The organism is Arthrobacter sp. BG5 (genome assembly GCF_056680155.1).
This window is the reverse complement of the sequence record NZ_CM155268.1, coordinates 766579-792820: the sequence shown is the minus strand read 5'-3', so window position 1 is coordinate 792820 and position 26242 is coordinate 766579. Positions and strand designations below refer to the sequence as shown.

The window sequence follows — 26242 nt, the reverse complement described above, 5'->3', positions numbered from 1 at the left end:
AATTGGGCTTCTCCGGAACCGGCTGCCGTGTGCGGATCGGAGGCCTGCTAAGTGACAGAGACACTTTTTGGCGGACCCGTACTGCCGCCCGCGTACCCGGAGCGGGCCGCTTGGGGCACCGCGCCGAAGCTGCGCGCCTGGCAGCAGGAAGCCCTGGACAGCTACTTCAGCACCCACCCCAAGGACTTCCTGGCGGTCGCAACGCCGGGCGCCGGCAAGACCACGTTCGCGCTGCGCGTGGCCTCGATGCTGATCGAGGCCGGCGTCGTGAACCGGGTGACCATCGTCGCCCCGACGGACCACCTGAAGCGGCAGTGGGCCGACGCGGCAGCCAAGGTCGGCATCGCCATCGACCCGAACTTCAAGAACGCGGACGGCCAGCACGGCCGCGGCTTCATCGGCGTCGCGGTCACCTACGCCCAGGTGGCCAGCAAGCCGATGCTGCACCGGGCCAAGACCGAGGCGGCGCGCACGCTGGTGATCCTGGACGAGATCCACCACGGCGGCGAAGCGCTCTCCTGGGGTGACGGGCTGCGCGAGGCCTTCGACCCCGCGGCCCGGCGCCTGTCGCTGACCGGTACCCCGTTCCGCTCGGACACCTCGCCGATCCCGTTCGTCGAATACGCCGAGGACCGCGACGGCATCCGCCGCTCCAAGGCCGACTACACGTACGGCTACGGCAAGGCCCTGCGCGACCACGTGGTCCGCCCGGTGATGTTTATGGCCTACTCGGGGCAGATGCGCTGGCGGACCAGCGCCGGGGACGAGATGGCCGCGTCCCTCGGCGAAGCCGCCGTCACCAAGGACATCACCTCCCAGGCGTGGCGGACCGCGTTGAACCCCGCCGGTGAGTGGATTCCGGCCGTGCTGGCCGGCGCGGACAAGCGCCTGAGCGAGGTGCGGCGCACCGTGCCCGACGCCGGCGGCCTGGTCATCGCCACCGACCACGAGGACGCCCGGGCCTACGCGGGGCAGTTGAAGAAGATCACCGGCGAATCGCCCACCGTGATCCTCTCCGACGATGCGAAGGCCTCGTCCAAGATCGAGGAGTTCTCCGCGGGCGAGAAGCGCTGGATGGTCGCGGTCCGGATGGTGTCCGAAGGCGTCGACGTCCCGCGGCTGTCGGTCGGCGTCTACGCGACCTCCACGTCCACCCCGCTGTTCTTCGCCCAGGCCGTGGGCCGCTTCGTGCGCGCCCGCAAGCGCGGCGAGACGGCGTCGGTGTTCCTGCCGTCCGTGCCGCAGCTGATGGCGCTGGCGAACTCTATGGAAGCCGAGCGCGACCACGCCCTGGACCGCCCGGAGAAGGAAGACGCCGACGGGCTCTTCAATCCGGAGGACTCGCTGATGGACGAGGCGAACCGCGAGGAGAAGGCCTCCGACACCCTGATGAAGGGCAAGTTCGAGGCGCTCGACTCGCAGGCCTCCTTCGACCGGGTTCTGTTCGACGGCGGCGAGTTCGGGACCGGCGGCGAGGTCGGCTCGGAGGACGAGCTGGACTTCCTCGGGATCCCCGGCCTGCTCGACGCCGAACAGGTCGGCACCCTGTTGCGCCAGCGCCAGCACGAGCAACTCAACCGCAAGAACAAGCGCGCCCCGCAGGGGGACGCTTCGCGGGCCGGAACCGCCGAGCCCGCGCCGGCCCTGCCGGACCACCGGATGCTGATGGACCTGCGCACCGAACTGGCGAAGAACGTGGCGGCCTGGTCCGCGCGGACCGGGACCCCGCACGGCGTCATCCACACCAAGCTGCGGACGGTCTGCGGCGGCCCTCCCGTGGCGCAGGCCAACGAGGAGCAGCTGCAGACGCGGCTGCGGAAGCTCCAGGACTGGTTTATCGGCCGGAAATAGCCGCCGGCGGCTGCATCCGTCAGGACGCGGGGCGCAAAAAAGGGACCGGGGTCGCCGGTCCCTTTTTGTGTTTGCCGTGCCCCCGTTACTGGGCGGCGCCGCAGGTCTGCGACAGCGACTGGCCGGCCGCGGTGTACTTGGCCTTGAGCTCGTCAAGTTTGGCGGCGTCCGAGTCTTTCTTCGCCGACTCGTCCAGGTACTCCAGGATCGACTGCAGCGGAGCCTGCAGCTCCTCGGAGGCGGTCGCCTCGATGGGCCGGATCTGGTTCGCCAGCCGGGTCATGCCGAACTTGTCCGAGCCGGACGTCGGCGACGCGGTGATGGTCTTGATGCGGGCGCAGGTTTCCTCGCTGGTCATCTTCGGGGCCGAGCAGGCGGCTGCGCCGAGCAGGGTCCCGGCAGCAATCAGGACGGTCAGGGTCTTTTTCATGGTGTACTCCGGGAATTTACGGGTCCGACGTTACTGGCAAGGGTTCCGAGTCTACTGTGGTTCGGGGCGGCGGCGGGCTCAGGCGAGGTCGACGCCGCCGAGCTCCATCTCCGCAAACGCGTCCTCAAGGTCCTCGGCGATTCCCACGGTGAGCCCGCGCGGCACGGTGACGGAGTAGCCGGCCTGGACGGCGTCCAGGGCGGTGGCCTTCACGCAGTGGTCGGTGGCGATCCCCACCACCACGACCTCTTCGACGTCGTGGCTCTGCAGCCAGTCGTCCAGGCCGATGGCATCCTCGTCCGCGGCGAAAGCGTCAGCGGCGTCGCCGGTGCCGGCCCCGGCGACCGGGAGGGAGCCGGGCTTGCGGTCGCCGGTGGGGACGGCGTCGTCCGGGGCGAGCAGCCCCTCGAACCCCGAGTAGGCCGCGGTGAACTGGCCCTTGCGGAAATAGGCCTGGATGTACTCGGTGTCCAGGTCCGGGTGCAGCTCCGCGCCGCGGGTGCCGGCGACGCAGTGTGGCGGCCAGCTGTCGATAAAGTCCGGCTGCTCCGAGAAGTGTGCGCCCGGCTCGATGTGCCAGTCCTGGGTGGCCACGATGTGGTCGAACTGCCCGTGGTGGGCGTCCACGTATTCGCTGATTTCGGCGGCCAGGGCCGCCCCGCCCTCGACCGGGAGCGCCCCGCCCTCACAGAAATCGTTCTGCACGTCAACGATGATCAAGGCACGGGACATTCAGTCCTCCTCGTAGATGGTGGGGATGGCCGCTTCGCCGCGCTGGAGCCGGTTGACCACGGCCGGGAGCTCCTTCATGCTGTCCGCGTGCCGCTGCCGGGCCCGCACCACACCCTCCGGCCCGGTCCAGCCGGGCAGTAGCTCGCCGTTCTTGATGAACTGCTGCAGCAGCTGCCGGTCGTTGCCGTCGTCGTCCGGGCGGTGTCCGATCCCGACGATCTCCTGGCTGGCGGTGCCGCGCTCGTTGAGCTTGCGCAGCGCGTACTTCCGTCCGCCCTTGCTGGTCTTGTTCTTGGCGGCTTTGGCCACCGGAACGAAGTCGCCCGCGTCGTCGGTGCGGCTGACCAGCTTGTAGACCATGCTCGCCGTCGGCGCTCCGGAGCCGGTCACCAGCGAGGTGCCGACGCCGTAGGAGTCCACCGGGGCGGACTGCAGCGCCGCGATGGCGAATTCGTCGAGGTCCGAGGTGACGATGATCCGGGTGTTCTCGTTGCCCAGCTGGTCCAGGAGCTGGCGCACCCACTGGGCCTGCGCCACGAGGTCGCCCGAGTCCAGCCGCACCGCGCCGAGCTTGTCGCCGGCCAGTTCAACGGCGGTGCGGACGGCCGCCTCGACGTCGTACGTGTCCACCAGCAAGGCGGTGCCGGCGCCCATCGAGGCGATCTGCGCTTCGAAGGCCTCGCGTTCGGTGTCGTGCAGCAGGGTAAAGGAGTGGGCTGCGGTGCCCACCGTCTTGATCCCGTAGCGGCGGCCGGCCTCAAGGTTGGAGGTGCTGTCGAAGCCGGCGATCACGGCGGCCCGGGCGGCGGCGACGGCGGATTCTTCCTGGGTCCGGCGGGAGCCCATCTCGACGCAGGGCCGGGACCCGGCGGCGGTGATCATGCGGGAGGCCGCGGAGGCGATGGCGCTGTCGTGGTTGAGGATCGAGAGGATGTAGGTCTCAAGGATGCAGGCCTCGGCGAAGGTGGATTCGACGATCAGGATGGGGGAGTTGGGGAAGTACGCTTCGCCCTCCGCGTAACCCCAGATGTCGCCGGAGAAGGAGAAATTGGCGAGGTACTCCAGGGTCTCTTCATTGACCACCTTGGTCCGGCGCAGGAAGTCGATCTCGGCGTCGCCGAAGCGGAAGTCGGCGATCCCCTCCAGCAGCCGGCCGGTGCCCGCCACGATCCCGTAGCGCCGGCCGTCCGGCAGCCGGCGCGCGAAGGCTTCGAACACCGACTTGCGGTGGGCGGCGCCGGAATGCAGCGCGGCCTGCAGCATGGTCAGCTCGTAGTGGTCGGTGTACAGGGACGTGCGGGGATGGTCCCAGCCAGCTGAGGTACTCACAAATTCACTCTAGTCCCCACCGGCTCCCGCGTCTCGCTTCGCTTCGCCGCGGGGCCCTCGCCGGCGTGGGCCCACCCACCGGCTCCCGCGTCTCGCTTCGCTTCGCCGCGGGGCCCTCGCCGGCGTGGGCCCACCCACCGGCTCCCGCGTCTCGCTTCGCTTCGCCGCGGGGCCCTCGCCGGCGTGGGCCCACCCTCGCCATAGAATGGACAGATGACCCTCAGCGTTGCGCTCGGCCCTGACACCCAGGAGAGCACCCAGACCGGAACAGCGGCGTCGACCGACGTCCTGACCGCCCCGGACATCCCTTGGAACCTCGTGATCTGGAATGATCCGGTGAACCTGATGAGCTACGTGAGCTACGTGTTCCGCAGCTACTTCGGCTACTCCGAGGCGAAGGCCAACAAACTCATGCTGGAGGTCCACAAGAAGGGCCGCTCCATCGTGGCGCACGGCAGCAAGGAGCAGGTGGAGCAGCACGCGGTGGCGATGCACGGCTACGGCCTGTGGGCCACGGTGGAGAAGGCCAGCGGCGGCCATGGCGGCAACGGATCAGGCAAGGGCAAGGGAAAACGTGGCTAAGGCGTTCAAATACGGGCTCAAGGGCATCACGGGCTATCTGGAGCCGGCCGAACGGGACCTGCTGCGCAGCCTCTTCGATGACGTCATCTCCATGCTGGCGCCGGAGGAACGCGCCAACCAGGACCCGCTGGCGGCGCTTGTCGGGCTGGACGCCGAGGCCCGCGAGCCGTCGGACCGTGCCCTGCGCCGGCTGCTGCCCAACGTGATGAAGGACGACGACAAGGCTTCCCTCGAGTTCCGCCGGTACACCGAGCGCTCGCTGCGGGAGAGCAAGATCGGGGCTTTGAAGGCTGCGGCCCTGGGGCTGGACAAGGACGAGCTGGTGCTGACGCCCGCGGACGCCCGGCACTGGTCCACCGCGCTCAACGACGTCCGGCTGGTGCTCGCCGAGCGGCTCGACATCCGGGACGACGCCGACGCCGAGCACGTCCACCGGATGCAGGACTGGTCCCAGGCCGAGGACGTGGAAAGCTACCTGGCCCTGGTCTACAACTTCACCACCTGGCTGCAGGAATCCCTGGTCCAGGCGATGCTGGCCTCGCTCGAGGCGTAGGGCCTGCGAGGTCGCGGACGTTCCGGCCGCCTGTGACTTATCAGACACGAGTTGCTCGACACAATGTGATGGCCGCGCCTGTAGCGAAGCCCTATCCTCGAATAATCATGACTTCAGCATCGAGCACGGATCCGGCAGCGGAAGCTGCGGCGGAGACCGCAGCGGGCAGCACCGGGGATTCCCGGCCGGGGGAGCGTCCGATCGGCGTCTTCGACTCCGGCGTCGGCGGCCTGACGGTGGCACGGTCCATCATTGACCAGCTGCCCAATGAATCCATCCTGTACGTCGGCGACACCGCGCACGGGCCCTACGGTCCGCTGCCGATCGCCGAGGTCCGAGCCAACGCGCTCGGCGTGATGGACGAGCTCGTCGACTCCGGCGTCAAGCTGCTCACCATCGCCTGCAATTCGGCGTCCGCGGCCGTGCTCCGCGACGCCCGGGAACGCTACACGGCCCGGTACGGCATCCCCGTGATCGAGGTGATCCAGCCCGCCGTCCGCCGCGCAGTCGCGGCCACCCGCAACGGCCGGATCGGCGTGATCGGCACTTCGGCCACCGTCGGCTCGCGCGCCTACGAGGACACCTTCGCGGCGGCCCCGGACCTGGAGATCACCTCGGCGGCGTGCCCGGCCTTCGTCTCCTACGTGGAGGCCGGCATCACCACCGGCCCGGAACTGCTCGCCGTCGCCCGCGAATACCTGGCCCCGCTCAAGGCCGCCGGCGTGGACACCGTGGTGCTGGGCTGCACCCACTACCCGCTGCTGACCGGCGTGATTTCCTACGTCATGGGCGAGGACGTCACGCTGGTCTCCAGTGCGGAGGAAACCGCCAAGGACGTCTACCGCGCCCTGGCCTCGGGCGGCCTCGAGCGTACCGGTACCACCGCCCCGGAACACAACTTCATCGCCACCGGCGACGCCGCGCAGTTCGAGCACCTGGCCCGCCGTTTCCTCGGCCCGGAGGTGCTCAGCGTCCGCCACGTGGACCACGTCGCCGCGCAGTACCCCACCGGCAGCCTGGCCCGGATCACGCCGGAGATGATTGCCGCCGCGCAGGCCTCCGCCGGCCGGCCCCGGATCTCCAACTTCGTCTCCTCCGATGTTGACGCCCCGGCTTCCCCGCTGGCCGGCTTCGGGAGGTCCGGCCGGTGAAGCTGACCATCGTGGGCTGCACCGGATCCTTTCCGGGGCCCGGCTCGCCGGCGTCGTGCTACCTGCTGACCGCGCACGACGGCGAGCGGAGCTGGAAGATCGTGCTGGACCTGGGCAGCGGCGCCCTCGGCGCCATCCAGCGGTACACCGACCTGGAGGACATTGACGGGATCTTCCTGACCCACCTGCACCCGGACCACTGCATGGACCTGTGCGGCCTCCACGTCGCAGTGCGCTGGAAGCCGGGCGGCTGGGGACGGGGCCGGATCCCGGTCTGGGGGCCCGCGGCGACCGCGGACCGGATGGCCACCGCGTACGGCCTAGACCTGGACCCCGGCATGCATGAGGAGTTCGATTTCAGCAACTGGTCCGAGCGCAAGCCCGTGGCGATGGGCCCCTTCACCGTCACCCCGTACGCGGTGAACCACCCCGTCGAGGAGGCGTACGCCCTGCGGGTGGAGGTGACCGAACCGGACAAGGACAGCGCTGCGGTCACCCGGGTGCTGAGTTACTCGGGGGACACCGACTCCTGCGGCGGCCTCGAGGACGCCGCCCGGGATGCGGACCTGTTCCTGTGCGAGGCGGCGTTCGAGGAGGGCCGCGACGACGGCATCAAGGACGTCCACCTGACCGGCAAACGTGCCGCCGAGGCGGCCGTGGCCGCCGGTGCGCGGCGGCTGCTGCTGACCCATATCCCGGTCTGGACGTCGCCGACGAAGGTGATGGCCGAGGCCAAGGAGGTCTTTGGCCAGCATGTGGCGGTCGCCGTCGCGGGAGTGCACTACACCGTCTGAGCTGGCGTCGGGGGCGGCGCGCACCGCCAAGTCGATATGCTGGAAGGCATGACTTCCGAAGCTCTTACCGCCCCCGTCATCCGCGCCGATGGCCGCACCCCCGACCAGCTCCGCCCGATCAGCATCACCCGCGGTTGGTCCAAGCAGGCCGAAGGCTCGGCCCTGATCGAGTTCGGCAACACCCGGGTGCTCTGCACGGCTTCGCTCACCGAAGGCGTGCCGCGCTGGCTCAAGGGTGAGGGCCGCGGCTGGGTCACCGCCGAATACGCGATGCTGCCACGGGCCACCAACACGCGCTCGGCGCGGGAGTCCGTCAAGGGGAAGATCGGCGGCCGCACACACGAGATCTCGCGACTGATCGGCCGCTCGCTGCGCTCCATCATCGACACCAAGGCGCTGGGCGAAAACACCATTGTGCTGGACTGCGATGTCCTGCAGGCCGACGGCGGCACCCGCACGGCCGCGATCACCGGCGCCTACGTCGCGCTGGCCGAGGCGATCCGCTACGCCCGGGAGAACAAGCTGATTGCCCGCAATGCCCAGCCCCTGGTGGACACCATCGCCGCCGTCTCGGTGGGCATCATCGACGGCGTGCCGATGCTGGACCTGCCGTACGTGGAGGACGTCCGGGCCGAGACCGACATGAACGTCGTGGTGACGGGCTCGGGCAAGTTCGTGGAGGTGCAGGGCACGGCCGAGGGCGCGCCGTTCGACCGCGACGAACTCAACAAGCTGCTGGACCTGGCCCTGCTGGGCACGGAGCAGCTTGCCGCGATCCAGCGCGACACCCTGGCCGAGGCACCGTGAGCGGCAACCCGTCCGACAGCGGGGCGGAGCGGCAGGACCGGCCGGTCCTGGTTCTCGCGACCCACAACCAGGGCAAGCTCCGCGAGCTCCGCGAGCTGCTGCGCGGGCAGCTGCCCGGCCTCGACGTCGACACGCAGGTGGTGGACGCAGGCGCCGTCGGCGCCCCCGACGTCGCCGAGACGGGCGTGACCTTTGCCGAGAACTCGCTGCTCAAGGCGCGGGCGGTGGCGGCGGCCACCGGGCTGGTCGCGATCGCCGACGACTCCGGCCTGGCCGTGGACGTCCTGGGCGGCGCGCCCGGCATCTTCTCGGCCCGCTGGGCCGGCCGGCACGGCGACGACGCGGCGAACCTGCAGCTGCTGCTGGACCAGCTCTCCGACGTGCCGGACGACTACCGCGGCGCCGCGTTTGTCTGCGCCGCGGCCCTCGCGGTCCCGCCGTCGGCCGGCGGGGAAGCCCGTGAGGTGGTGGAATACGGCCAGCTCGAAGGCACCCTTTTACGGGAGCCGCGCGGCGCCGGCGGCTTCGGCTACGACCCGGTGCTCCAGCCCAGCGGACTGGACCGCAGCTGCGCCGAGCTCAGCCCGGAGGAGAAAAACGCCATCAGCCACCGCGGGCACGCCTTCCGCGCGCTGCTGCCGGCGATTGTGGAAGCCCTGGCAGGCAGGTAGCGCCCGGCTAAGAAAACGAAAAAGGATGGCGCCCCACAGTGTGGGGCGCCATCCTTTTGGGTCGTGTCCTGACTGCCTGTCCCGGACCGGCGTTAGGGGGTCTTGCGCTCTTCCTCGGGTTCGTGCTCCTCGATGAATTCCTCGACCAGGCCCGTGCCGTACTTCTCGGCCTGGCGCTTGGCGACGAAGCCGCGGATCACTTCAATGCCGATCGGGATGACCGAGAGGAGCACGATCGCGATGAAGATAATGTCCAGGTTGTCGCGGACCCACGGCACCTTGTCGCCCAGCAGGTAGCCCAGCAGGGTGACACCGCCGCCCCAGAGCACCGCACCGATCACGTTGTAGGTGAAGAACTTGCGCTTGCTCATCTGGGCCACGCCGACGATCACCGGGACGAAGGTCCGGATGATGGGGACGAAGCGGGCCAGGATCAGCGCCTTGCCGCCGTGCTTCTCGAAGAACGCGTGCGCGCTCTCCACGTTCTCGCGCTTGAACAGCTTCGAGTCCGGCTTGTTGAAGATGGCTGGGCCGGCCTTGGAACCAATCAGGTAGCCGGCCTGGTTGCCGATGATCGCGGCAACGACGATCAGCGCCGCGAACGCCCAGATGTTGAACTTGATCGTGTCCGTCGCGACGAGCAGCCCTGCGGTGAACAGCATCGAGTCACCCGGGAGGAAGAAGCCGATCAGCAGCCCGGTCTCGGCGAAGATGATGCCGCACACCAGCACAACGACCCACGGCGCGAGGGCCGGGTCGGCCAGGAAGACCTGGGGGTTGAGCCAGTCGGGCAGGAACGAGGCCAGGTGCGGCTGGACCGGTCCGGCGCCTCCGAAAGTGGTCACGGCGAAGTCGTGCAAGGTGTAAGGGTTCACCTATCTAGGGTACTTGACGGGGCTGTGCCCGATCCGGCGGTAAAGTTTGGTGCGTGGGTTTGGACTTTACGGCGATCGACTTTGAGACCGCGAACGGCTTCCGCGGCTCGCCGTGCGCCGTCGGCCTGAGCAAGGTGCGCGGCGGCGTCGTCGTCGAGGAGGCCTCCTGGCTGATGCGGCCGCCGGAGAACCACGACGCTTTTGACCACCACAACGTGCGCATCCACGGCATCCGGCCCGAGCAGGTGGCCGGCCTGCCCCGCTTCGGGGACCTGTTCCCCGAGATCGGCGCGTTCATCGGCGGCGATGTGCTGGCCGCCCACAACGCTGCCTTCGACCTGGGTGTGATCCGTTCCGGCCTGGAGGTTTCCGGTCTGCCCGGCCCGGCCTACGACTATGTCTGCACCGTCATGCTCTCCCGGCGCTGCTACTCGCTGGTGTCCAACTCGCTGCCGTACGCCGCCGAGGAGGCCGGCGTCCCGCTGCTGAACCACCACGACGCCGCCGAGGACGCCCGGGCCTGCGCCGGCATCCTGATCGACATCGCCGCCCGCAACGGCGCCGCCAGCATCGCGGAACTCTACCTCTCGCTGGGTCTGACCGTGTCCCGCCAGCCGGCCTTCGACCCGCGCCGGGATCCGCTCTCCAAGGCCACCCGCTCCGCCCTCGAGGCACTGGCCAGCGGGCAGGGCACGGCTCCCGCGGCCCGCCCGTTCCGGCCCGGCTGGCCGGAAGAGGGCGCCAACCCGGTGCCCAACGCCGGGGCCGAACCGGACCACCCCCTGTTCGGGCAGACCGTGGTGTTCACCGGCGAGCTGGCGATTCCGCGGCCCGAGGCAAAACTGCGCTCCGCCGAGCTGGGAGCCAGGCCCGAGAGCCGCGTTACCGCGCGCACCACGGTCCTGGTGGTGGGCGACGGGTTTGTCGCGGCCGACCTGCGTTCGGGCCGGCTGACCGGCAAGGCACGCCGGGTCCTGGAACTGCATGAACGCGGCCAGCGGATCGAGGTCCTCTCCGAGGGGGAGTTCCTGCAGATGGTGGGCGGCCACGTCGCCGCCGCAGCGGTGGCCCAGGCAGGTTAGCCGGTCGACGCACTGCCGGCGGCGGTCCGCCTGCAGGTCATACTGCGCAACAATCATTTCGCCCGTGCCCGGGCCGCTCCTAGCCTTGAACGATGAGCAAACTGATCTCTGCACCGGCACGCCCACCGCAGGCTCCCGCCGCTGAACCGCGGGGCGGAATCAACTGGGCCAAGATGTTCGCTTTCCCCAATCCGGTCAACGAGTACTCCGCGCGGATCACCGCGGCGCTGGTGGTCCTGCTCTCCCTCGTCACGCTCCTGACCGGCTTCGGCTGGGGGCTGGCGGTCATCGCCGCCGGATTCTGGCTGCGGGTGCTGTTCGGGCCGCGCATTTCGCCCTTCGGCGTGCTCTCGGTCAAGGTTCTGACGCCGCTGCTGGGCAAGAAGCGGCTGGTCCCCGGCCCGCCCAAGCGCTTTGCGCAGGGCATCGGCGCGGCCCTCTCCACGGCGGCCACCGTCCTCTTCGCCGCGGGCCTGGCGCCTGCCGCCTGGATCCTGCTCGCAGTGCTTATCATTGCCGCCTCGCTGGAAGCCTTTGCCGGGTTCTGCCTCGGCTGCGCGGTCTTTGGGCTGCTGCAGCGCCGCGGCCTCATCCCCGAAGATGTCTGCGAAGCCTGCAACAACATTTCGCTCAGGCGCCCGTAACCGCCGCCAGCCGCTCGGCCATGCCGCGGATCACTTCCGGAGCCTCAAGCGCCGCCAGCCAGTCCGCCGGCAGGCAGTCCTCGCCGTAGTGCGCCCCCAGGATGTTGCCGGCGATCGAAGCGGTGGAATCACTGTCACCGCTGTGGTTCACTGCCACCGCGATCGCGGCTCGGAAGTGCTCCGCCGGGCCCGCCGCCCCGGCGGCCGTCGGGTCCGGGGCGGTGGCCAGCACGGCGTAGAGCCCGACGGCGAGAGCCTCCTCGGCCACCCACCCCTCGCCCAGTTCACGCACCAGTTCCTCGGCGTCGAGCAGGCCACCGGCGGCGTCGCCGGCGGAGTCGGCCCCCGGTGCTGCCGCTGCGGCCAGGCGCAGCGCGGCCGCCAGGCGGTCCACCAGGGCCGGATCGGGATCCTCGCCCTTCGGCAGCCGGCGTTCCTCCAGCTGCGAGAGCGCGGCGCCGGCGGCTTCATGCAGGTCCTTGCCGCTCACCAGCGCATGGATCAGCAGGCTGAACACGCCAGCGCTCTGCCGGGCCGAGGGGTGCCCGTGGGTCAGAGACGCCGCATCCGCACTCATCTTGTACACCGCCTCCGCCGCGACGTACGGGATCAAGCCGAACGGGGCCGAGCGCATCACCGTGCCGCAGCCCTTGGACTCCGGGTTCACCGGCCGGTACACGGTTCCCATTTCCCCGGTGGCGAGGCCGCTGAGGCAGGCGTTGCCCGGCGCGCGGCGGTGCCGGAGCACATCGTGGCTGTCGATCCAGCGCGGCGGCTGGAACGGCGCGGAGTCCGGCAGTGCGACGCCCTGGCTGGCCAGCCAGCGCAGGTAGGCAAGCCAGAGGCACGCATTCGTGTCCGCCGCAACGCCCGAATTCGCCCACTCGAGCGCCTCCAGCAGGCCGTCCACGGTGTACAGGGTCATCTGGGTGTCGTCGGAGAAGTGACTGACGCCGTCGAGCTCGGCGAAGTCCCGCAGCCCGGCGGGTCCGTACGTGGCGCGGATCGCGTCGATCTTCTCGAATTCCACGGCGTAGCCCAGCGAATCGCCCAGCGCCCCTCCCAGCAGGCAGGCGTGGATGCGGGACTTGTGGGACGGCGCAGGGGCTGCCGCCGGGTTGCTGCCGGACTCGGTGCTCATGCCTTCAAATTTACCCGGTGCGGGGCCCGGTACGTCACGGGTGCCCGCCGTATCCCGGTAGGGTGCTGTTGGCGCGGTCGTGGTCCCGGCGCCGCGGACCCAACCGGCGGACCCAACCGGCGGACACGAGCAGGGGAGAGCGATGCGCGAACCAGCGTGGCGGAAGACAGGCAGCACGCCCGACTACAGGTTTACGCTGGCCAACGAGCGGACCTTCCTGGCCTGGCTGAGGACCTCACTGGCCCTGATCGCGGGTGCGCTGGCCATCGACCAGCTGGCCCCCAACATCGCTCCGGCTCCCGTGCGCATCGCCATCTGCGTCGTGCTGGCGCTCCTTGGCGCCGGACTGGCAGCCCTGGCGTACCATCGCTGGGGCCGGATGGAAGCCGCCATGCGCAACAACCGGGACCTGCCCTACTCCGGGCTGATGCTGGTCATGACCGTCGGCGTCGGCGTCGCCGCTCTCACCATTGCCATCCTGATTTTCATCGCCCGGTGACAGCGCCGCCGCGGGACCCCGGGCTGCAGCCGGAGCGCACCACCCTGTCCTGGGGCCGGACCCTGCTGGCCCTCGTCGTCGCCGACCTGTTCATCTGGCGCACCTGGGCATTGTCCGGACCGGGGACCGGCACCCCCGGCAGCTTTGACTACCTCGGCCTGTGCGCCGCCGCGGCGCTCGGCTCCACTGCGGTCCTGCTGGTCTGCGTGCGGTTGCGCTCCCGGCAGCTGCGCACGTCAACCGGCGCCGCTCCGGCGGGGCTGATGTTCAGCGCGACCGCCGCGGTCCTTGCGCTCGCCGCGAGCACGGTGGCTGCGATTGTCCTTGGGCCGTAACGGCCGGCCGGCGGGGCTCCAGCCAACGCCCAGACTCCGCTGGCAGACTCCAAGCAGACCCTGCCCCCAGCCAAAGGAACCCCTCGACCATGACTAAGCCCATGCCAGCCCCCGGACCGGGCGGAGCCCAGCCGGGTACCGTCCCCGACGACCGGCCGGGCCTGGTCGCCCGGCTCTCCGCCGAGGCCCTCGGATCCCTGTTCGTGGTGGTCGTGGGCCTGGGCGTGCCGCTGTTCGCCGTTCCGCAGTACAACCCGATGTCCGCGTCGCTGGCCGCGGGACTGGCCCTCACCGCGGCCATGCTGGCCTTCGGGTACCTCTCCGGCGGCCACTTCAACCCCGCCGTGACGGTGGGCAACGCGATCGCCGGCCGGATCAGGCCGGTTGACGCCGCGGCGTACCTCGGCGCGCAGTTGGCGGGTGCCCTGCTGGGGGCGCTGGCCTTGTTCGGCGTGCTGCGCACCGTCCCCAAGCTCAACGGAACCCGCACCGCGTTCGACACGGTCGCGGCCGGCTTCGACGCGCGCTCGGTCATCCAGGCACCGATGGCCGGAGTCCTGCTGGTCGAGGTGCTCGGCGCCGCCCTGCTGGTGGCGGTCTACCTCGGCACCGCGGCGGCCCGGAATCCGGCCAGGGCCGCGGCGCCGTTCGCCGTGGGCCTGAGCTGGGCGGCGCTGCTGCAGCTGGGCCAGAGCATCGGGAACACCCCCTTCAACCCGGCGCGCGCCACGGCGTCCGCGCTGTTCAGCAGCCCGGACGCCCTGGGCCAGCTGTGGCTCTTCTGGGTGGCGCCGCTGGTCGGTGCCGCCGTTGCCGGACTGGTGTTCCGTGGTTTTGCCCACACTCCGGGTGGGGCGGTGCCGGTTTCCGCTACCCCGGGACGGGCGCCGGAGGACGGGTTCGGCGACGACGCCCACGACGGCGACGGTCACCATGACGCTGACGACGGCGCGCCCGCCGTTCCGGTCGCGCCCGCCGCGCCCGCTGACGAGGCCCGGGACTTCTTCGACAAACGCACGCCGTAACGCCCGCCACCCCCGGCGCGGGGGCCGGTGCGCAAGAGTGTCAGTGGCAGCCGATAGCGTAGTGGCATGCGGTTATTGCACACCTCGGACTGGCATTTGGGCCGGTCGTTCCACGGCGTCGGGATGCTCGACGCCCAGCGCGCCTTCATCGACCAGTTGGTCGGCGTCGTCCGCGAACAGTCGGTCGACGTCGTCCTGATCGCGGGCGATGTGTACGACCGTGCGCTGCCCGGCGTCGACGTCGTGGGCCTGCTGGACGACGCCTTGGTGCGGCTGAGCGCCGCCGGTGCAAAAGTGGTGCTGACCAGCGGCAACCATGACTCCGCCATCCGGCTCGGCTTTGCCTCCCGGCTGCTGGAGCGCGGGGGAGTGCACCTGAGCACCCGGCTCGGGGAGCTGGACACGCCGCTGCTGCTGCCGCTCACGGGCGACGCCGAATCCAATGACGCCGGCGCCGGTCCGGTGCTGGCGATCTACGGCATCCCGTGGCTGGAGCCGCGGCTGGTCGCCGCCCAGCTGGGCGTCGAGACGGCCAGCCACTTCGAGGTAACGCGCGCCGCCACCGCGCTGGTCCGCGCGGACCTCGCCGTCCGGTCCAGGGACCGGACCGTCCATTCGGTGGTGCTGGCCCACACCTTCGCCAGCGGCGGGATCAGCTCGGACAGCGAACGGGACCTGAGCATCGGCGGGGTGGGCGCCGTGCCGCTGGATCTCTTCGACGGCTTCAGCTACACCGCGCTGGGCCACCTCCACGGCCGGCAGTCGCTCTCGCCCGCCGTCCGCTATTCCGGTTCGCCGCTGGCCTACTCGTTCTCCGAGGCAAAGCACCAGAAGGGCGGCTGGCTGATCGACGTCGACGCCAGCGGCATCACCGCCGTCACCGAAGTCCACTGGGACGCCCCGCGCCGCCTCGCCGTCCTGCGCGGCAAACTGGAGGACCTGCTCACCGATGAGGAGCACGCCTGGGCGGAGGGCGCGTACTGCCAGGTCACGCTGACCGATGCGCAACGCCCGAACCAGGCCATGGAACGGCTGCGCGCCCGCTTTCCCGACACCCTCGTGCTGGGTTTCGATCCCGAAGGCGCCGAAGCTTCCGCGAAGACCAGCTACAGCAGCAGGCTGGCCCAGGCCGGCGACGACCTCGAGATTTGCTGCGGGTTCCTCGAGCATGTACGGGGCCGCAGTGCCGACGAGGCCGAATCCGGCATCCTGGCCGAAGCCCTGGAAACCGTCCGACTGGAAGGGGTGTCCCGGTGAGGATCCACCGCCTGGAAATTTCCGCGTTCGGCCCCTTCGCCGGCACCGAGCAGATCGACTTCGACCGGCTCAGCGCGCACGGGCTGTTCCTGCTCAACGGCGCCACCGGGGCCGGGAAGACCAGCGTCCTGGACGCCATCTGCTTCGCCCTTTACGGCTCGGTGCCCGGGGCGCGGCAGGAGGGCAAACGGCTGCGCAGCGACCACGCCGACCCCGCCGCGGAGCCGCGGGTCACCTGCGAGTTCTCCGCCCAGGGCCGGCATTTCCAAGTGTCCCGGACACCCGCCTGGAACAAACCCAGCGCCCGGGGCAAAAACGGTTTCACCGAGCAAAAGGCCAACACGCTGCTGCGCGAGCGGGTGGACGGCGCGTGGCTGGAAAAGTCCGGCCGCAACGACGAGGCGGGGGCCGAGATCACCGCCCTGCTCGGCATGGACCGGGAGCAGTTCACCCGTGTTGTGATGCTGCCGCAGGGCGACTTCGCGGCTTTCCTGCGCTCGAAAGCCTCCGAGCGGCTGGTGCTGCTCCAAAGCCTCTTCGGCACGCAGCGCTTCGAAGCGGTGGAACTGGAACTGGGACGCCGCGCCGCCGCGGCGCGCAGCGCAGTGGAAAGCCTCAACAACAAGCTCGCGTTGCTGCTGGCCCAGGCCGAAGCGGAAACCGCGGGCCTCGGCCTGGACACTGACGAGGCCCCGGGCCGGGAGGACGCGGAGGCGCTGCTGGCCTGGCTTGAGGACGGTGCCGCGACGGCCGCCGGGGAACGCCAGGCCGCGGCAGCCGCAGCAGACAGCGCCGGCGCCGGGCTGGCTGCCCGGCTGGAAGACACCGCGGCGCGCGCCGCACGGCAGGCGAAACTCGCGGCAGCCGAGCAGCGCCGGGCAGCGGCCGAGGCAGCCGCCCCGGAGCTGCAGGACAAGGCCGGACGGCTTGAGCAGCACCGGAAAGCCGAAGTTCTCGGCGGCCAGCTGCAGGCGGTCGACAGCGCCCAGGCCGCAGAGGAACGCGCCGCCGCTGCTGCCGCCGCCGCGGCCGCAGAGCTGCGGTCCGCGGCGCTCACCGACCCGGAACTGGGCGCGCTGGCCGCCGGGCTGCCGCATTCCGGTGATTCCGGTGATTCCGGCGGGGCTGACGGTCCGCTCGTCGACGGCGGTGTGCTGCGGACCGAGCTCGGCCGGCTCCGCTCCCTCCGGGCGGTCCTGGAAGAGCGGCTGCCGGACGAGAAACGGCTGGCCGGCCTCCTCAAGCGCAGCACCGAACTGCAGAACACCCTGGCCGGACTCCGCACTGCCCAGCTCTCCGGCGCCGCGGTGCTGGACACGCTGCGGGCCGAGTCGGCCGCGCTCCAGGCGGCGCTGGCCCCGCTTGAGGAACTCGCAGCCGAAGTCCAGCTGCGCACCAAGGAGTACGCGGCCGCGGACGAGCTGGTGGCCATCGTGGGCCGGCACGCCTCGGCCGCGGAAAACTGCGCCCGGATCACGGAACGCCACCGTCTGGCCCGCGACACGCACCAGGACCGCCGGCAGCACTGGCTCGACCTCCGGGAGGCGCGGCTCGCCAACGCCGCCGCGGAGCTGGCAGCCCAGCTGGTCCCGGACCACCCGTGCCCGGTCTGCGGCAGCGCCGAACATCCCGCTCCGGCGCCGGCCGCAGCCTCCGCGCTGGCCATCGCCGAAGCCGAACAGGCCGCCCAGCTGGACGCAGAAACGGCCGAAGCCGCGCTGTCGGCGCTGGAACGCGAGCTGGGCGAAGCCCGGCAGAACCTCGCCGTGCTGGCCGCGCAAGGCGGGGACACCGCGCCCGACGTTGCCCGCAGCGACGCTGCCCTGGCGAAGGAACGGGTGGACGAAGCCACCCGCGCCGCCGCGGAGCTGGCAGCCAACCGGGCCCGGCGGTCCGCGCTGGAGGAGGAGATCCTGGCGGCGGAGCAAGCCCGGACGGAGGCCGCGTCGGGGATCGTGCAGACCGAGTCCACCCTCAGCGAGGTGCGGGGGCAGGCCGAGGACCTGGAGGCCGCCCTGGCGGGCCTGCGCTCCGGCCACGCAACGCTCGACGCCCGGCTCGCCGCGGTCCGCGGAACGACGGCCCTGCTGGAGCGGGCCGACGCGGCCGCGGGCAGCCTCGAACAGGCCCGCGGACGGAGCGCGGAGTCCCGCGTCCAGCTGGAGCAGGCCCTGCCGGCAGCCGGCTTCGAGTCCGCCGCCGCAGCCCGCGCTGTGTTGCTCCCGGCCCCGGACGCAGCCGGGCTGGAAGCGGCTGTCCGGGCCGGCCGGGACGAGGCCGCCCGGCTGGAGGAGCTCTTCGCCGGCGAGGAGCTCACCCAGGCCGCCCGGGAGCTGGCAGCGGACGGACCCGTTGACCATGCCGGGCTCGCCCAGCTCCGGGAAGACGCCGAAGCGGCTCAGCGGGCGGCCCGGGAAGCCGCGCTGGCCGCCGGACTTGCCGCGAAGTCGGTGCGGACCCTGGCCCGGATCACGGAAGAGTACGCGGACCAGGCCGCCGCCGGGCGGGAACCCCGGGAACGGGCGGCGCTGTGGAGCGCCGTGGCCGAGGCAGCGCGGGGCGGCGGGGACAACAACTACCGGATGAGCCTGAACAGCTACGTGCTGGCGGCCCGGCTGGAACAGGTGGCGGCCGCGGCCTCGGAGCGGCTGATCGGTATGAGCGACGGCCGGTACACGCTGCAGCACACCGACGCCAAGGCAGCCCGCGGGCAGAAATCCGGGCTGGGCCTGGAAGTGGTGGACCAGTGGACCGGCCAGCGCCGCGACACCGCCACCCTCTCCGGCGGGGAGTCCTTTATGGCGTCGCTGGCACTGGCCCTGGGCTTGGCGGACGTGGTGCAAATGGAATCCGGCGGGGTGGACATCGAGACCCTCTTCGTGGACGAGGGCTTCGGCAGCCTCGACGAACAGTCCCTTGAACAGGTCATGGACGCCCTCGAAGGACTCCGCGACGGCGGCCGGGTGGTGGGGCTTGTGAGCCATGTGGCGGAAATGAAGCAGCGGATCACCACGCAGCTGCAGGTGGTCAAGGGCCGCAACGGTTCCACCCTGCACATCTCCGACGACGCCCAGGCCTGAGGCCTGCCGGCTCGGGTATAATCGCAGGGTTACCGGGTCGCGCGCATCGGGAGGAGGGACGATGCGCACGATCGAACGAACCCGAAAACATGACCCCTTCACCGTCTTCCACGACGTCCCCTTCCGCTGCGGTCTCCGCGGCACCCCGCAGCGGCGGCCGCTTCGCCCGGCTGCCCCTGCTGGCCGGCCGGAGTTTCATCCCGCTGGGACTTTTCGCCCGCCTTCCGCTGGCCATGCTGACCGTCGGCGCCCTCACGCTCGTCACCGCTGTCAGCGGCTCCTATGCGGTGGGCGGCGCCGCAGCCGGGGCCGTCGGCGTCGGTTCGGCACTCGGCGCCCCGGTGCTGGGGGCCCTGGCCGACCGGCTCGGCCAACGCCCCGTCCTGCTCGTTTCCGCGGTCTTTAACACGGCGGCCGTGACCGCACTGATCCTCGCCGCGTACCTGGTCCCGGGCGGTCCGGAGCTGGCTGCCGCCGTTCCGGTGCTCGCCGCAGCGTTCGTCGCCGGCGCCAGCTGCCCGCAGGTCGGCCCGCTGGCCCGGGTCCGCTGGATGGCCCTGAGCTCCCGCGGCGCCGGCGGCGGACACCCGGAGGACCTGGACACCGCGCTGTCCTATGAGAGCACCGCCGACGAGCTGACCTTCGTGCTGGGCCCGGCCCTGGTGGGAATCCTGGCCAGCCTGGTCAGCCCGTGGCTGCCGCTCGCCCTCGCCGCCGTGCTAACCCTCACCCTGGTTCCCGCCTTCGCCATGCACCCGACGCACCGCGCCGTGCCGCGCACCCCGGCCCGGAGCCGGGCGGCCGCGGATGCCGCCCGGGTGCATAGGAAGACCCTGACGGCCAGGCAGCGGGCGGCCGGCTACGCCGCCGTCGGGCTGCCGGTCCTAGCCATGGTCTGCATGGGCACCTTCTTTGGCTCCACCCAGACCTCGCTGAGTTCGTTCTCGGCCAGCTTCGCCACCTCGGAGCTGGCGGGGCTGCTGTACGCCGTGATGGGGCTGAGTTCGGCCGCCGCGGCGCTGTCGGTCGCCTACTGGCCGCGGCGGTTCAGCGTGAATGCCCGCTGGCTGGCCTGCGCGGCGCTGATGACCGGGCTCGCGGCGCTGCTGCTGCTGCCCTCGACCGCACTGCCGATGATCCTGGTGCTGCTGGTCCTGGGCCTGCCGGTGGGTCCGCTGATGGTCACCGTGTTCGCGATCGGCGGGGTCGTGGCCCCGGCAGGGAAACTCGGCACGGTGATGACCGCGCTGGCCAGCGGCATCGTCGCCGGCACCGCGGTGGGTTCGTCCGTCGCGGGGCAGCTGGCACAGAATGTCGGCTATTCGGCCGCGTTCCTGGTTCCGGTCTGCGCCGCGGCGGCGCTGTTCCTGCTCGGCGCGGCAGCCGCCGTCGTCCTCGGGCGACGGACAAAGACGACGACGGCCGCGTAGCCCCAGCTGACGACGACGGCGGCCGCCTCGCCGGGGCCGGTCGAGTGGTTAGAGCTGGGAGCCGAGCTTGAAGCCGCGCTCCTCGCCGGGCTCGCGGGTGTAGGCGAAGCCGTCGGCGCCGACCGTGACGGCCATTTCGCTGCTGTCGGTGCGGACCACGAGCGGCTGCGGCTTGCCGTCGAGGTCCAGGACCAGGGAGGCCTCGGTGTACCAGCTCGGAACCACGGGGTTGCCCCACCAGTCGCGGCGCTGGTTGTCGTGCACGTCCCAGGTCACTGTGGGGTTGTCCGGGTCGCCGGTGTAGTAGTCCTGGGTGTAGATCTCCACCCGGTGCCCGTCGGGGTCCAGGATGTAGAGGTAGAAGGCGTTGGACACGCCGTGCCGGCCGGGGCCGCGCTCGATCCGGTCCGAGATCCGCAGCGCGCCCATCTTGTCGCAGATCTGGATGATGTTGTGCTTCTCGTGTGTGGAGAAGGCGATGTGGTGCATCCGCGGGCCGTCGCCGCCGGTCAGGGCGGTGTCGTGCACTGTCTGCTTACGGTGCATCCAGGCCGCGTAGGTGACGCCATCGGAGTCCTTGATGTCCTCGGAGACCCGGAAACCCAGGTCCTCAAGGTACTTCCGGCCGCGCGGCACGTCGGGGGTGACCTGGTTGAAGTGGTCCAGCCGGACCAGCTCGCCGGCGCTGTAGAGGTCGTAGCGCTGGGTGAGGCGCTCCACGTGCTCCACCTCGTAGAAGAACTCGTAGGGGAAGCCCAGCGGGTCCTCCACCCGGACCGCGTCGCCGATCCCGCGGGCGAAGCCGTCCTTGCGGCGCTCCGTGCGGCAGCCCATCTCGGCGAAGTAGGCCTCGGCCTTGTCCACGTCTTCGGGGGTGCGGACCCGGTAGGCGAACGCGGCGGCGGCCGCCACCGGGCCCTTGCGCAGCACCAGGTTGTGGTGGATGAACTCCTCGAACGAACGCAGGTAGATCGCGTCCTCATCCTCGTACGTCACGTGCAGGCCGAGCAGGTCCACGTAGAACGCGCGGGATTTTTCCAGGTCGGTGACCACGAGGTCCATGTAGGCGCAGCGGACAATGTCCGGCGCCGGGGCGGTGGGGGTGATGATGTCGTTGGCCATGATGTGACTCCTCTTTGAGCTGGCGGGTGCGGTGGCGGGCGGCGGTAGCCTCAGTGCTGCCTTACTTTTGGGCGGCTGCGCCGAACTTCGGGGTGTGGACGCTGCCCAGCGTGATGTGGACGGCCTGCTGGTCGGTGTAGAAATCGATCGAGCGGTAGCCGCCCTCGTGGCCGAGGCCCGAGGCCTTGACGCCGCCGAACGGCGTACGCAGGTCCCGGACGTTGTGGCTGTTGAGCCAGACCATGCCCGCCTCCAAATTCTGCGAAAAGTTGTGCGCCCGGGTCAGGTCGTTGGTCCAGACGTACCCGGCCAGGCCGTAGCGGGTGTTGTTCGCCAGGGCCAGGGCCTCGGCGTCGTCCTCGAACGGCGTGATCGCCACGACCGGGCCGAAGATCTCCTCCTGAAAGATCCGGGCGTCCGGGGCGACGTCGGCGAAGACCGTCGGGGCGATGTAGTTTCCGGTGGGCAGTCCCTCGGGCCGTCCGCCGCCGGCCAGCAGCCGGCCCTCGGACTTGCCGATCTCGACATACCGGGCGACCTTCTCGTAGTGCTCGGGGTGCACCAGCGCGCCGACCTCGGTTTTCGGGTCGTGCGGGTCACCGACGACGATGTTCTTCGCGCGGGCGGCGTACTTCTCGCAGAACTCGTCATAGATGCCGCGCTGGACCAGGATCCGGGAGCCGGCCGTGCAGCGCTCGCCGTTGAGCGAGAAGACGCCGAACAGGGTTGAGTCGATCGCGGCGTCGAGGTCGGCGTCGTCGAAGATGATCGCCGGGCTCTTGCCGCCCAGTTCCATCGACAGGCCCTTCAGGTTCTCCGCGGCGTTGCGGAAGATCGTCTTGCCCGTGGTGGTTTCGCCGGTGAAGGAGATCAGCGGCACGTCCGGGTGCTTGACTAGGGCGTCGCCGGCTTCCTCGCCGAGGCCGTTGACCAGGTTGAAGACGCCGTCGGGCAGGCCCGCGTCCTTGAAGATCTTGGCCCAGAGCGAGGCGGACAGCGGCGTGAACTCGGCCGGCTTGAGCACCACGCAGTTGCCGGTGGCCAGCGCCGGGGCGAGCTTCCAGGACTCCAGCATGAACGGCGTGTTCCACGGCGTGATGAGGCCGGCGACGCCGATCGGCTTGCGGTTGACGTAGTTGATCTGCGCGCCGGGGACCTTCATGGCGTCGTCGAACTGCGCCACGATCAGGTCGGCGAAGAAGCGGAAGTTCTCCGCCGCCCGCAGCGCCTGGCCCTTGGCCTGGGTGATCGGCAGGCCGGTGTCGAACGTCTCCAGCTGCGCCAGCCGGGTCTCCTGGGCCTCGACGGCGTCGGCGATCTTGTTCAGGACGCGGGCGCGTTCGCGCGGTTTCATCCTGGGCCACGGGCCCTCGGTGAAGGCCCGGCGGGCGGCGGCGACGGCGAGGCCGATGTCCTCCTGCTGTCCGGCCGCGGCGGTGGCATACGTCTCGTTGGAGACGGGGTCCAGCACGTCGAAGGTCTTGCCGCTGACGGAGTCGACGAACTGGCCGTCGATGTAGTGCTGGATGCGGGTGGGCAGATCGTCCGGAATGTAGTGCTCAGCCATGGGTCAATCCTTTGCTTCGGCGGTGAAGTTGCGGTGTGCTGCGGTGCAGCTGTTACTTGGCGATCCGGAAGCCGTCCACCGGGGTGAGGTACTCCCGGCCGGCCTCCATCAGTTCGGTGATTTTCTTCAGCCCGGCGTCGGTGGGCGTGATGAGCGGCGGGCGGACGTAGTCGGAGGAGATCAGCCCCGCCTCGGCCATCAGCCATTTGCTCGGCGCCGGGTTGGTCTCGACGAACAACAGGTCCACGAGCGGGTGGACGCCGTAGTGGATCTTCCGGGCGGTCTCGAAGTCGCCCTCCATCCAGGCCTGGTACATGTCCGCGGACGCCTTCGGTGCGATGTTTGCCAGCGCCGAGATGAAGCCGACGCCGCCGATCGCCATCAGCGGCAGGCACAGCAGCTCGATCCCGGACCAGACCAGCAGGTCCTTGCCGGCCAGGTGCATCACGCGGGAGAAGTGTTCGAAGTCCTTGGTGGTCTCCTTGATGCCCACGATGTTGTCGAAGTCGCGGAACAGCCGGGCCACGGTTTCCGGGGCCATGTCCACTGCGGTGCGGGACGGCACGTTGTAGATCACGAACGGCATCTGCGGGAACTCGGTGGCGATGGTGGCGTACCAGCGGTACAGCGCCTCCTGCGTGGGCCGGGAGTAGTACGGGGTGATGATCATCGACGCGTCCGCGCCGGCGTCGACGGCGGCCTGTGTCAGTTCCAGCGTCTCCTGCAGTTTCGCCGTGCCGGTGCCGGCCATGAAAGGCACCCGGTCGCCGATGGCGTCCGCGGTGGCCCGGATCGCGGCGGCGCGTTCCTCGACGGACTGGGCGCTGGGCTCGCCGGTGGACCCGCCGATCGTGATGCCGGAGGATCCGCTGGCGATCTGCCACTGGACCATGTTCCGCAGGCTGTCGTGGTCCACGTCGCCGGACGCGGTGAAGGGGGTGAACATCGCGGCGAGGGAGCCTTTGAGGTGCTGCTGGGGATCGGAACGGAACTTCATTGTTTTTCCTTATCGCTCGGGTCAGGGAGCCGTGGCCGGCTTTCCGTGGTCAGGGGGCGGTAGCCCGGTGGGCGAGGTATGCATCCAGGGTGGCGGCGCGGTGCGCGCGGGCGGCGCGTTCGACGTCGTCCGCCGGGGCGGCTGCCTCCAGCAGCCCCAGCAGTGCCTCGTGTTCCTCGACCGACTGCCGGGCCCGGCCGGGCACGTAGCTGAAGGTGGAGGAGCGCAATGCCTGCAGCCGGTTCCAGCCGCGGTGGACGAGGTCCAGGATGTGCGGATTGGGGCAGTGTTCGAACAGGACACTGTGGAAGTCCCGGTTCAGGGCGGTGAAGCGGACCGGGTCGAAGTTCGCCAGGCTTTCGCGCATCAGTTCGTTCACGGCGCGGGCACGGGCGATGTCCGCGGCGGAGATCAGCGGGGCGGACAACGCCGTGGCGGCGCCTTCGACGATGCTGAGGGTCTGCATTGTGTAGAGGTATTCGGTGGGGTCGATGCCGGCCACGGTGGCGCCGACATTGCGTTCGAACACGACGAAGTTCTCCGCTTCGAGCCGGCGGATGGCTTCGCGGACCGGGACGACGCTGAAGCCGAGGTCCTCGGCGATTTTGGCCAGCACCAGCCGGTAGCCGGGGGAGTAGTCGCCGTTGAGAATGCTGGCCTTGATTGCGGCGTACGCCTGCTCCGACTTGCTGGCGGTGCCGGCAGCGGTGCCGGCCGCGGTGCCTTGCGCGGCGCCGGTCATGGCCGGGACCCGGCGCGGTCCGCCGCCCAGGAGCGGTACTTTTCCTGCCACTGCGCGTTCATCGGGTAGAGGCCGTCCACGCTGTGCCCGGCGGCGACCATCTCGGCAATGAACGTTTCCTCGGCTTCCTGGACCAGGGCGTCGTCGGCCACTTCCTCGGCGAGGGCCGGCGGGATCACCAGGATCCCGTCGGCGTCGCCGACGATGATGTCCCCGGGCTGCACGGTGGCGCCGCCGCAGGAAATGGTGAGGTCCACGTCCCACGGGATGTGCCGCCGGCCCAGGACCGCGGGGTGGGCGTTGGCGAAGAAGGTGGGCATCTCCAGTGCGCCGACGGCGGTGACGTCGCGGACGCCGCCGTCGGTGATGACGGCCACGGCGCCGTTGACCTGGGCGCGCAGGGCCAGGATGTCCCCGACCGTTCCGGTGTCCTTTTCGCCGCGGGCCTCCATGACGAGGATCTCGCCCTCCCGGAGCGAGTCGATGGCGCGCTTCTGCGCGTTGAAGCCGCCGCCGTGGGTCTTGAACAGGTCCTCGCGGTTGGGCACGTAGCGCAGCGTCCGGGCCAGCCCGACGACGGTGCGGTCCGGGCGGGTCGAGTGCAGGCCGTCGATGCTGACGTTGTTCAGGCCGCGCTTGCGCAACTGGGAGCTCAGCGTGGCGGTGGCGACGGATTCGAGCTTGGCCTTCAGTTCCGGCGTCAGCACGCTTTTCGGCTCGGCCGCCGCTTCGGCCGTGGCCGGCGTGCCGTAGGCCTCGGCGCGCTGGGCGTCGTCGCTGCGCGGCTGCGCGCCGTAGGGGGCGAGCGGCACGGTGCCCTGGGCCGCCGTCGTCGTCAATTTGCCGGTACTGAAACCGGCGTCCGGGGCGTCCACCTCGACTTCCATCACGTCGCCCGGCTGGGCCACGGAGGCGCCGGCGGGCGTGCCGGTCAGGATGATGTCGCCCGGCTCCAGGGTGAGCAGCTGGGAGAGGTCCGCGATGAGGCGGGCGAAGGGGAAGAGCAGGGTGGCGGTGGTGTCCTCCTGGACGAGCTCACCGTTGAGCCAGGTGCGGAGGCGGAGGGCTGCGGGGTCCACCTCGGCGGCCGGGATGAGGCCCGGTCCCACGGGGGTGAATCCATCGCCGCCCTTGGAGCGCAGGTTGGAACCCTTGTCCGCGTAGCGCAGGTCGTAGACGCCGAGGTCGTTGGAGGCGGTGACAAAACGCACGTGGCGCCAGGCTTCCTCGGGGGAGACGCGGCGGGCCCGGCTGCCGATCACCAGCGCCACCTCGCCCTCGAAGGCCAGCAGTTCGCAGCCGGCGGGGCGCTCCACGGTGCCGCCGGAGAGGCTCAGCGAGGAGGAGGGCTTGAGGAAGTAGGAGGGCTGCTCCGGGGTGCGGCCGCGCTGGGCGGCACGGCTGGGGTAGTTGATGTGCACCGCGATGACCTTGCCGGCGGCGGCCAGGGTGTCCTGCGAAAGCTGCTCCATCGCATCTCCTCATTGAGTATGAAATCGTATACGATACAAACTTGCCCGAGTCGGGGAGGGTTGTCAAGGGGCAA

Annotated in this window: 25 protein-coding genes; 15 read left to right on the top strand and 10 right to left on the bottom strand. The window is 70.5% G+C overall.

Going from position 1 to position 26242, the window contains the following annotated elements:
• Window positions 1-51: 51 nt before the first annotated feature.
• Window positions 52-1851, top strand: coding sequence for a DEAD/DEAH box helicase (locus AC1MBE_RS03560; protein WP_479780947.1), 1800 nt, complete (start codon window positions 52-54; stop codon window positions 1849-1851).
• Between the two features lie 85 nt (window positions 1852-1936).
• Here the strand turns inward: AC1MBE_RS03560 and AC1MBE_RS03555 are convergent, their stop codons facing one another.
• The 3 genes from AC1MBE_RS03555 to AC1MBE_RS03545 all read right to left on the bottom strand — a co-directional run bounded on the left by AC1MBE_RS03555 (window position 1937) and on the right by AC1MBE_RS03545 (window position 4342).
• Window positions 1937-2281: a hypothetical protein gene (locus AC1MBE_RS03555; protein WP_479780946.1), complete on the bottom strand. Its 345-nt coding sequence runs from the start codon at window positions 2279-2281 to the stop codon at window positions 1937-1939.
• A gap of 78 nt (window positions 2282-2359) precedes the next feature.
• Window positions 2360-3013, bottom strand: a complete 654-nt coding sequence (locus AC1MBE_RS03550; protein ID WP_479780945.1) for an isochorismatase family protein — start codon at window positions 3011-3013, stop codon at window positions 2360-2362.
• Window positions 3014-4342 carry a nicotinate phosphoribosyltransferase gene (locus tag AC1MBE_RS03545; RefSeq protein ID WP_346959188.1) on the bottom strand — a complete coding sequence of 443 codons (1329 nt, stop codon included), beginning with the start codon at window positions 4340-4342 and terminating at the stop codon, window positions 3014-3016. It abuts the gene before it with no gap.
• A 213-nt stretch (window positions 4343-4555) separates the two neighbouring features.
• Here AC1MBE_RS03545 and clpS point away from each other — a divergent pair, with 213 nt between their 5' ends.
• From clpS to rdgB, 6 genes are all read left to right on the top strand, one after another.
• Window positions 4556-4924, top strand: coding sequence for an ATP-dependent Clp protease adapter ClpS (clpS, locus tag AC1MBE_RS03540; protein ID WP_479780944.1), 369 nt, complete (start codon window positions 4556-4558; stop codon window positions 4922-4924).
• The gene (locus AC1MBE_RS03535) at window positions 4917-5477 is read left to right on the top strand and encodes a DUF2017 domain-containing protein (RefSeq protein ID WP_479780943.1); all 561 of its coding nucleotides are present in this window, start codon (window positions 4917-4919) and stop codon (window positions 5475-5477) included. Before clpS ends, AC1MBE_RS03535 begins: the two co-directional genes overlap by 8 nt.
• Before the next feature lie 68 nt (window positions 5478-5545).
• Complete coding sequence (murI, locus tag AC1MBE_RS03530; protein WP_479780942.1) at window positions 5546-6628, top strand: glutamate racemase; 1083 nt, start codon at window positions 5546-5548, stop codon at window positions 6626-6628.
• A complete protein-coding gene (locus AC1MBE_RS03525; protein ID WP_479780941.1) occupies window positions 6625-7422 on the top strand; it encodes an MBL fold metallo-hydrolase in 798 nt (265 codons plus the stop codon). The genes murI and AC1MBE_RS03525 overlap by 4 nt, the downstream gene beginning before the upstream one ends.
• Window positions 7423-7470: 48 nt before the next feature.
• Entirely contained in the window at window positions 7471-8229 is a 759-nt protein-coding gene (rph, locus tag AC1MBE_RS03520; protein ID WP_346959193.1) for a ribonuclease PH, read from the top strand.
• Window positions 8226-8900 carry an RdgB/HAM1 family non-canonical purine NTP pyrophosphatase gene (gene rdgB / locus AC1MBE_RS03515; RefSeq protein ID WP_479780940.1) on the top strand — a complete coding sequence of 225 codons (675 nt, stop codon included), beginning with the start codon at window positions 8226-8228 and terminating at the stop codon, window positions 8898-8900. The genes rph and rdgB overlap by 4 nt, the downstream gene beginning before the upstream one ends.
• A 92-nt stretch (window positions 8901-8992) precedes the next feature.
• On the opposite strand, the gene AC1MBE_RS03510 is transcribed toward rdgB, so the two are convergent.
• Window positions 8993-9760: a VTT domain-containing protein gene (locus AC1MBE_RS03510; RefSeq protein WP_479782452.1), complete on the bottom strand. Its 768-nt coding sequence runs from the start codon at window positions 9758-9760 to the stop codon at window positions 8993-8995.
• Window positions 9761-9828: 68 nt separating this feature from the next.
• Between AC1MBE_RS03510 and AC1MBE_RS03505 the strand changes: the two genes are divergently transcribed.
• Together AC1MBE_RS03505 and AC1MBE_RS03500 are read left to right on the top strand one after the other, a co-directional pair.
• Complete coding sequence (locus AC1MBE_RS03505) at window positions 9829-10857, top strand: 3'-5' exonuclease (protein WP_479780939.1); 1029 nt, start codon at window positions 9829-9831, stop codon at window positions 10855-10857.
• Window positions 10858-11030: 173 nt separating this feature from the next.
• Window positions 11031-11501 carry a DUF4395 domain-containing protein gene (locus AC1MBE_RS03500; protein WP_479782450.1) on the top strand — a complete coding sequence of 157 codons (471 nt, stop codon included), beginning with the start codon at window positions 11031-11033 and terminating at the stop codon, window positions 11499-11501.
• Here AC1MBE_RS03500 and AC1MBE_RS03495 read toward each other — a convergent pair.
• Complete coding sequence (locus AC1MBE_RS03495) at window positions 11488-12642, bottom strand: ADP-ribosylglycohydrolase family protein (RefSeq protein ID WP_479780938.1); 1155 nt, start codon at window positions 12640-12642, stop codon at window positions 11488-11490. The genes AC1MBE_RS03500 and AC1MBE_RS03495 overlap by 14 nt on opposite strands.
• A 142-nt stretch (window positions 12643-12784) precedes the next feature.
• Between AC1MBE_RS03495 and AC1MBE_RS03490 the strand changes: the two genes are divergently transcribed.
• The 6 genes from AC1MBE_RS03490 to AC1MBE_RS03465 all read left to right on the top strand — a co-directional run bounded on the left by AC1MBE_RS03490 (window position 12785) and on the right by AC1MBE_RS03465 (window position 20268).
• Window positions 12785-13141, top strand: a complete 357-nt coding sequence (locus AC1MBE_RS03490) for a YidH family protein (protein WP_479780937.1) — start codon at window positions 12785-12787, stop codon at window positions 13139-13141.
• On the top strand, window positions 13138-13476 hold the full coding sequence (locus AC1MBE_RS03485; protein ID WP_479780936.1) for a DUF202 domain-containing protein: 339 nt from the start codon (window positions 13138-13140) through the stop codon (window positions 13474-13476). Before AC1MBE_RS03490 ends, AC1MBE_RS03485 begins: the two co-directional genes overlap by 4 nt.
• An 89-nt stretch (window positions 13477-13565) precedes the next feature.
• The gene (locus tag AC1MBE_RS03480) at window positions 13566-14501 is read left to right on the top strand and encodes an aquaporin (RefSeq protein WP_479780935.1); all 936 of its coding nucleotides are present in this window, start codon (window positions 13566-13568) and stop codon (window positions 14499-14501) included.
• Window positions 14502-14567: 66 nt separating this feature from the next.
• Entirely contained in the window at window positions 14568-15758 is a 1191-nt protein-coding gene (locus tag AC1MBE_RS03475; RefSeq protein WP_479780933.1) for an exonuclease SbcCD subunit D, read from the top strand.
• Complete coding sequence (locus tag AC1MBE_RS03470; protein ID WP_479780931.1) at window positions 15755-18838, top strand: AAA family ATPase; 3084 nt, start codon at window positions 15755-15757, stop codon at window positions 18836-18838. The genes AC1MBE_RS03475 and AC1MBE_RS03470 overlap by 4 nt, the downstream gene beginning before the upstream one ends.
• A gap of 89 nt (window positions 18839-18927) precedes the next feature.
• Window positions 18928-20268 (top strand): MFS transporter, encoded by a 1341-nt coding sequence (locus AC1MBE_RS03465; RefSeq protein ID WP_479780929.1) that lies wholly within the window; start codon window positions 18928-18930, stop codon window positions 20266-20268.
• Between the two features lie 48 nt (window positions 20269-20316).
• Here the strand turns inward: AC1MBE_RS03465 and hpaD are convergent, their stop codons facing one another.
• The 5 genes from hpaD to AC1MBE_RS03440 form a co-directional block, all read right to left on the bottom strand.
• A complete protein-coding gene (hpaD, locus tag AC1MBE_RS03460) occupies window positions 20317-21390 on the bottom strand; it encodes a 3,4-dihydroxyphenylacetate 2,3-dioxygenase (RefSeq protein WP_479780927.1) in 1074 nt (357 codons plus the stop codon).
• Between the two features lie 61 nt (window positions 21391-21451).
• Window positions 21452-22957: a 5-carboxymethyl-2-hydroxymuconate semialdehyde dehydrogenase gene (hpaE, locus tag AC1MBE_RS03455; protein WP_479780925.1), complete on the bottom strand. Its 1506-nt coding sequence runs from the start codon at window positions 22955-22957 to the stop codon at window positions 21452-21454.
• Window positions 22958-23009: 52 nt separating this feature from the next.
• The gene (dapA, locus tag AC1MBE_RS03450) at window positions 23010-23954 is read right to left on the bottom strand and encodes a 4-hydroxy-tetrahydrodipicolinate synthase (RefSeq protein WP_479780923.1); all 945 of its coding nucleotides are present in this window, start codon (window positions 23952-23954) and stop codon (window positions 23010-23012) included.
• 49 nt (window positions 23955-24003) lie between these two features.
• Window positions 24004-24696 (bottom strand): GntR family transcriptional regulator, encoded by a 693-nt coding sequence (locus AC1MBE_RS03445; RefSeq protein ID WP_479782448.1) that lies wholly within the window; start codon window positions 24694-24696, stop codon window positions 24004-24006.
• Entirely contained in the window at window positions 24693-26168 is a 1476-nt protein-coding gene (locus AC1MBE_RS03440; RefSeq protein WP_479780922.1) for a fumarylacetoacetate hydrolase family protein, read from the bottom strand. The genes AC1MBE_RS03445 and AC1MBE_RS03440 overlap by 4 nt, the downstream gene beginning before the upstream one ends.
• Between the last annotated feature and the right edge of the window lie 74 nt (window positions 26169-26242).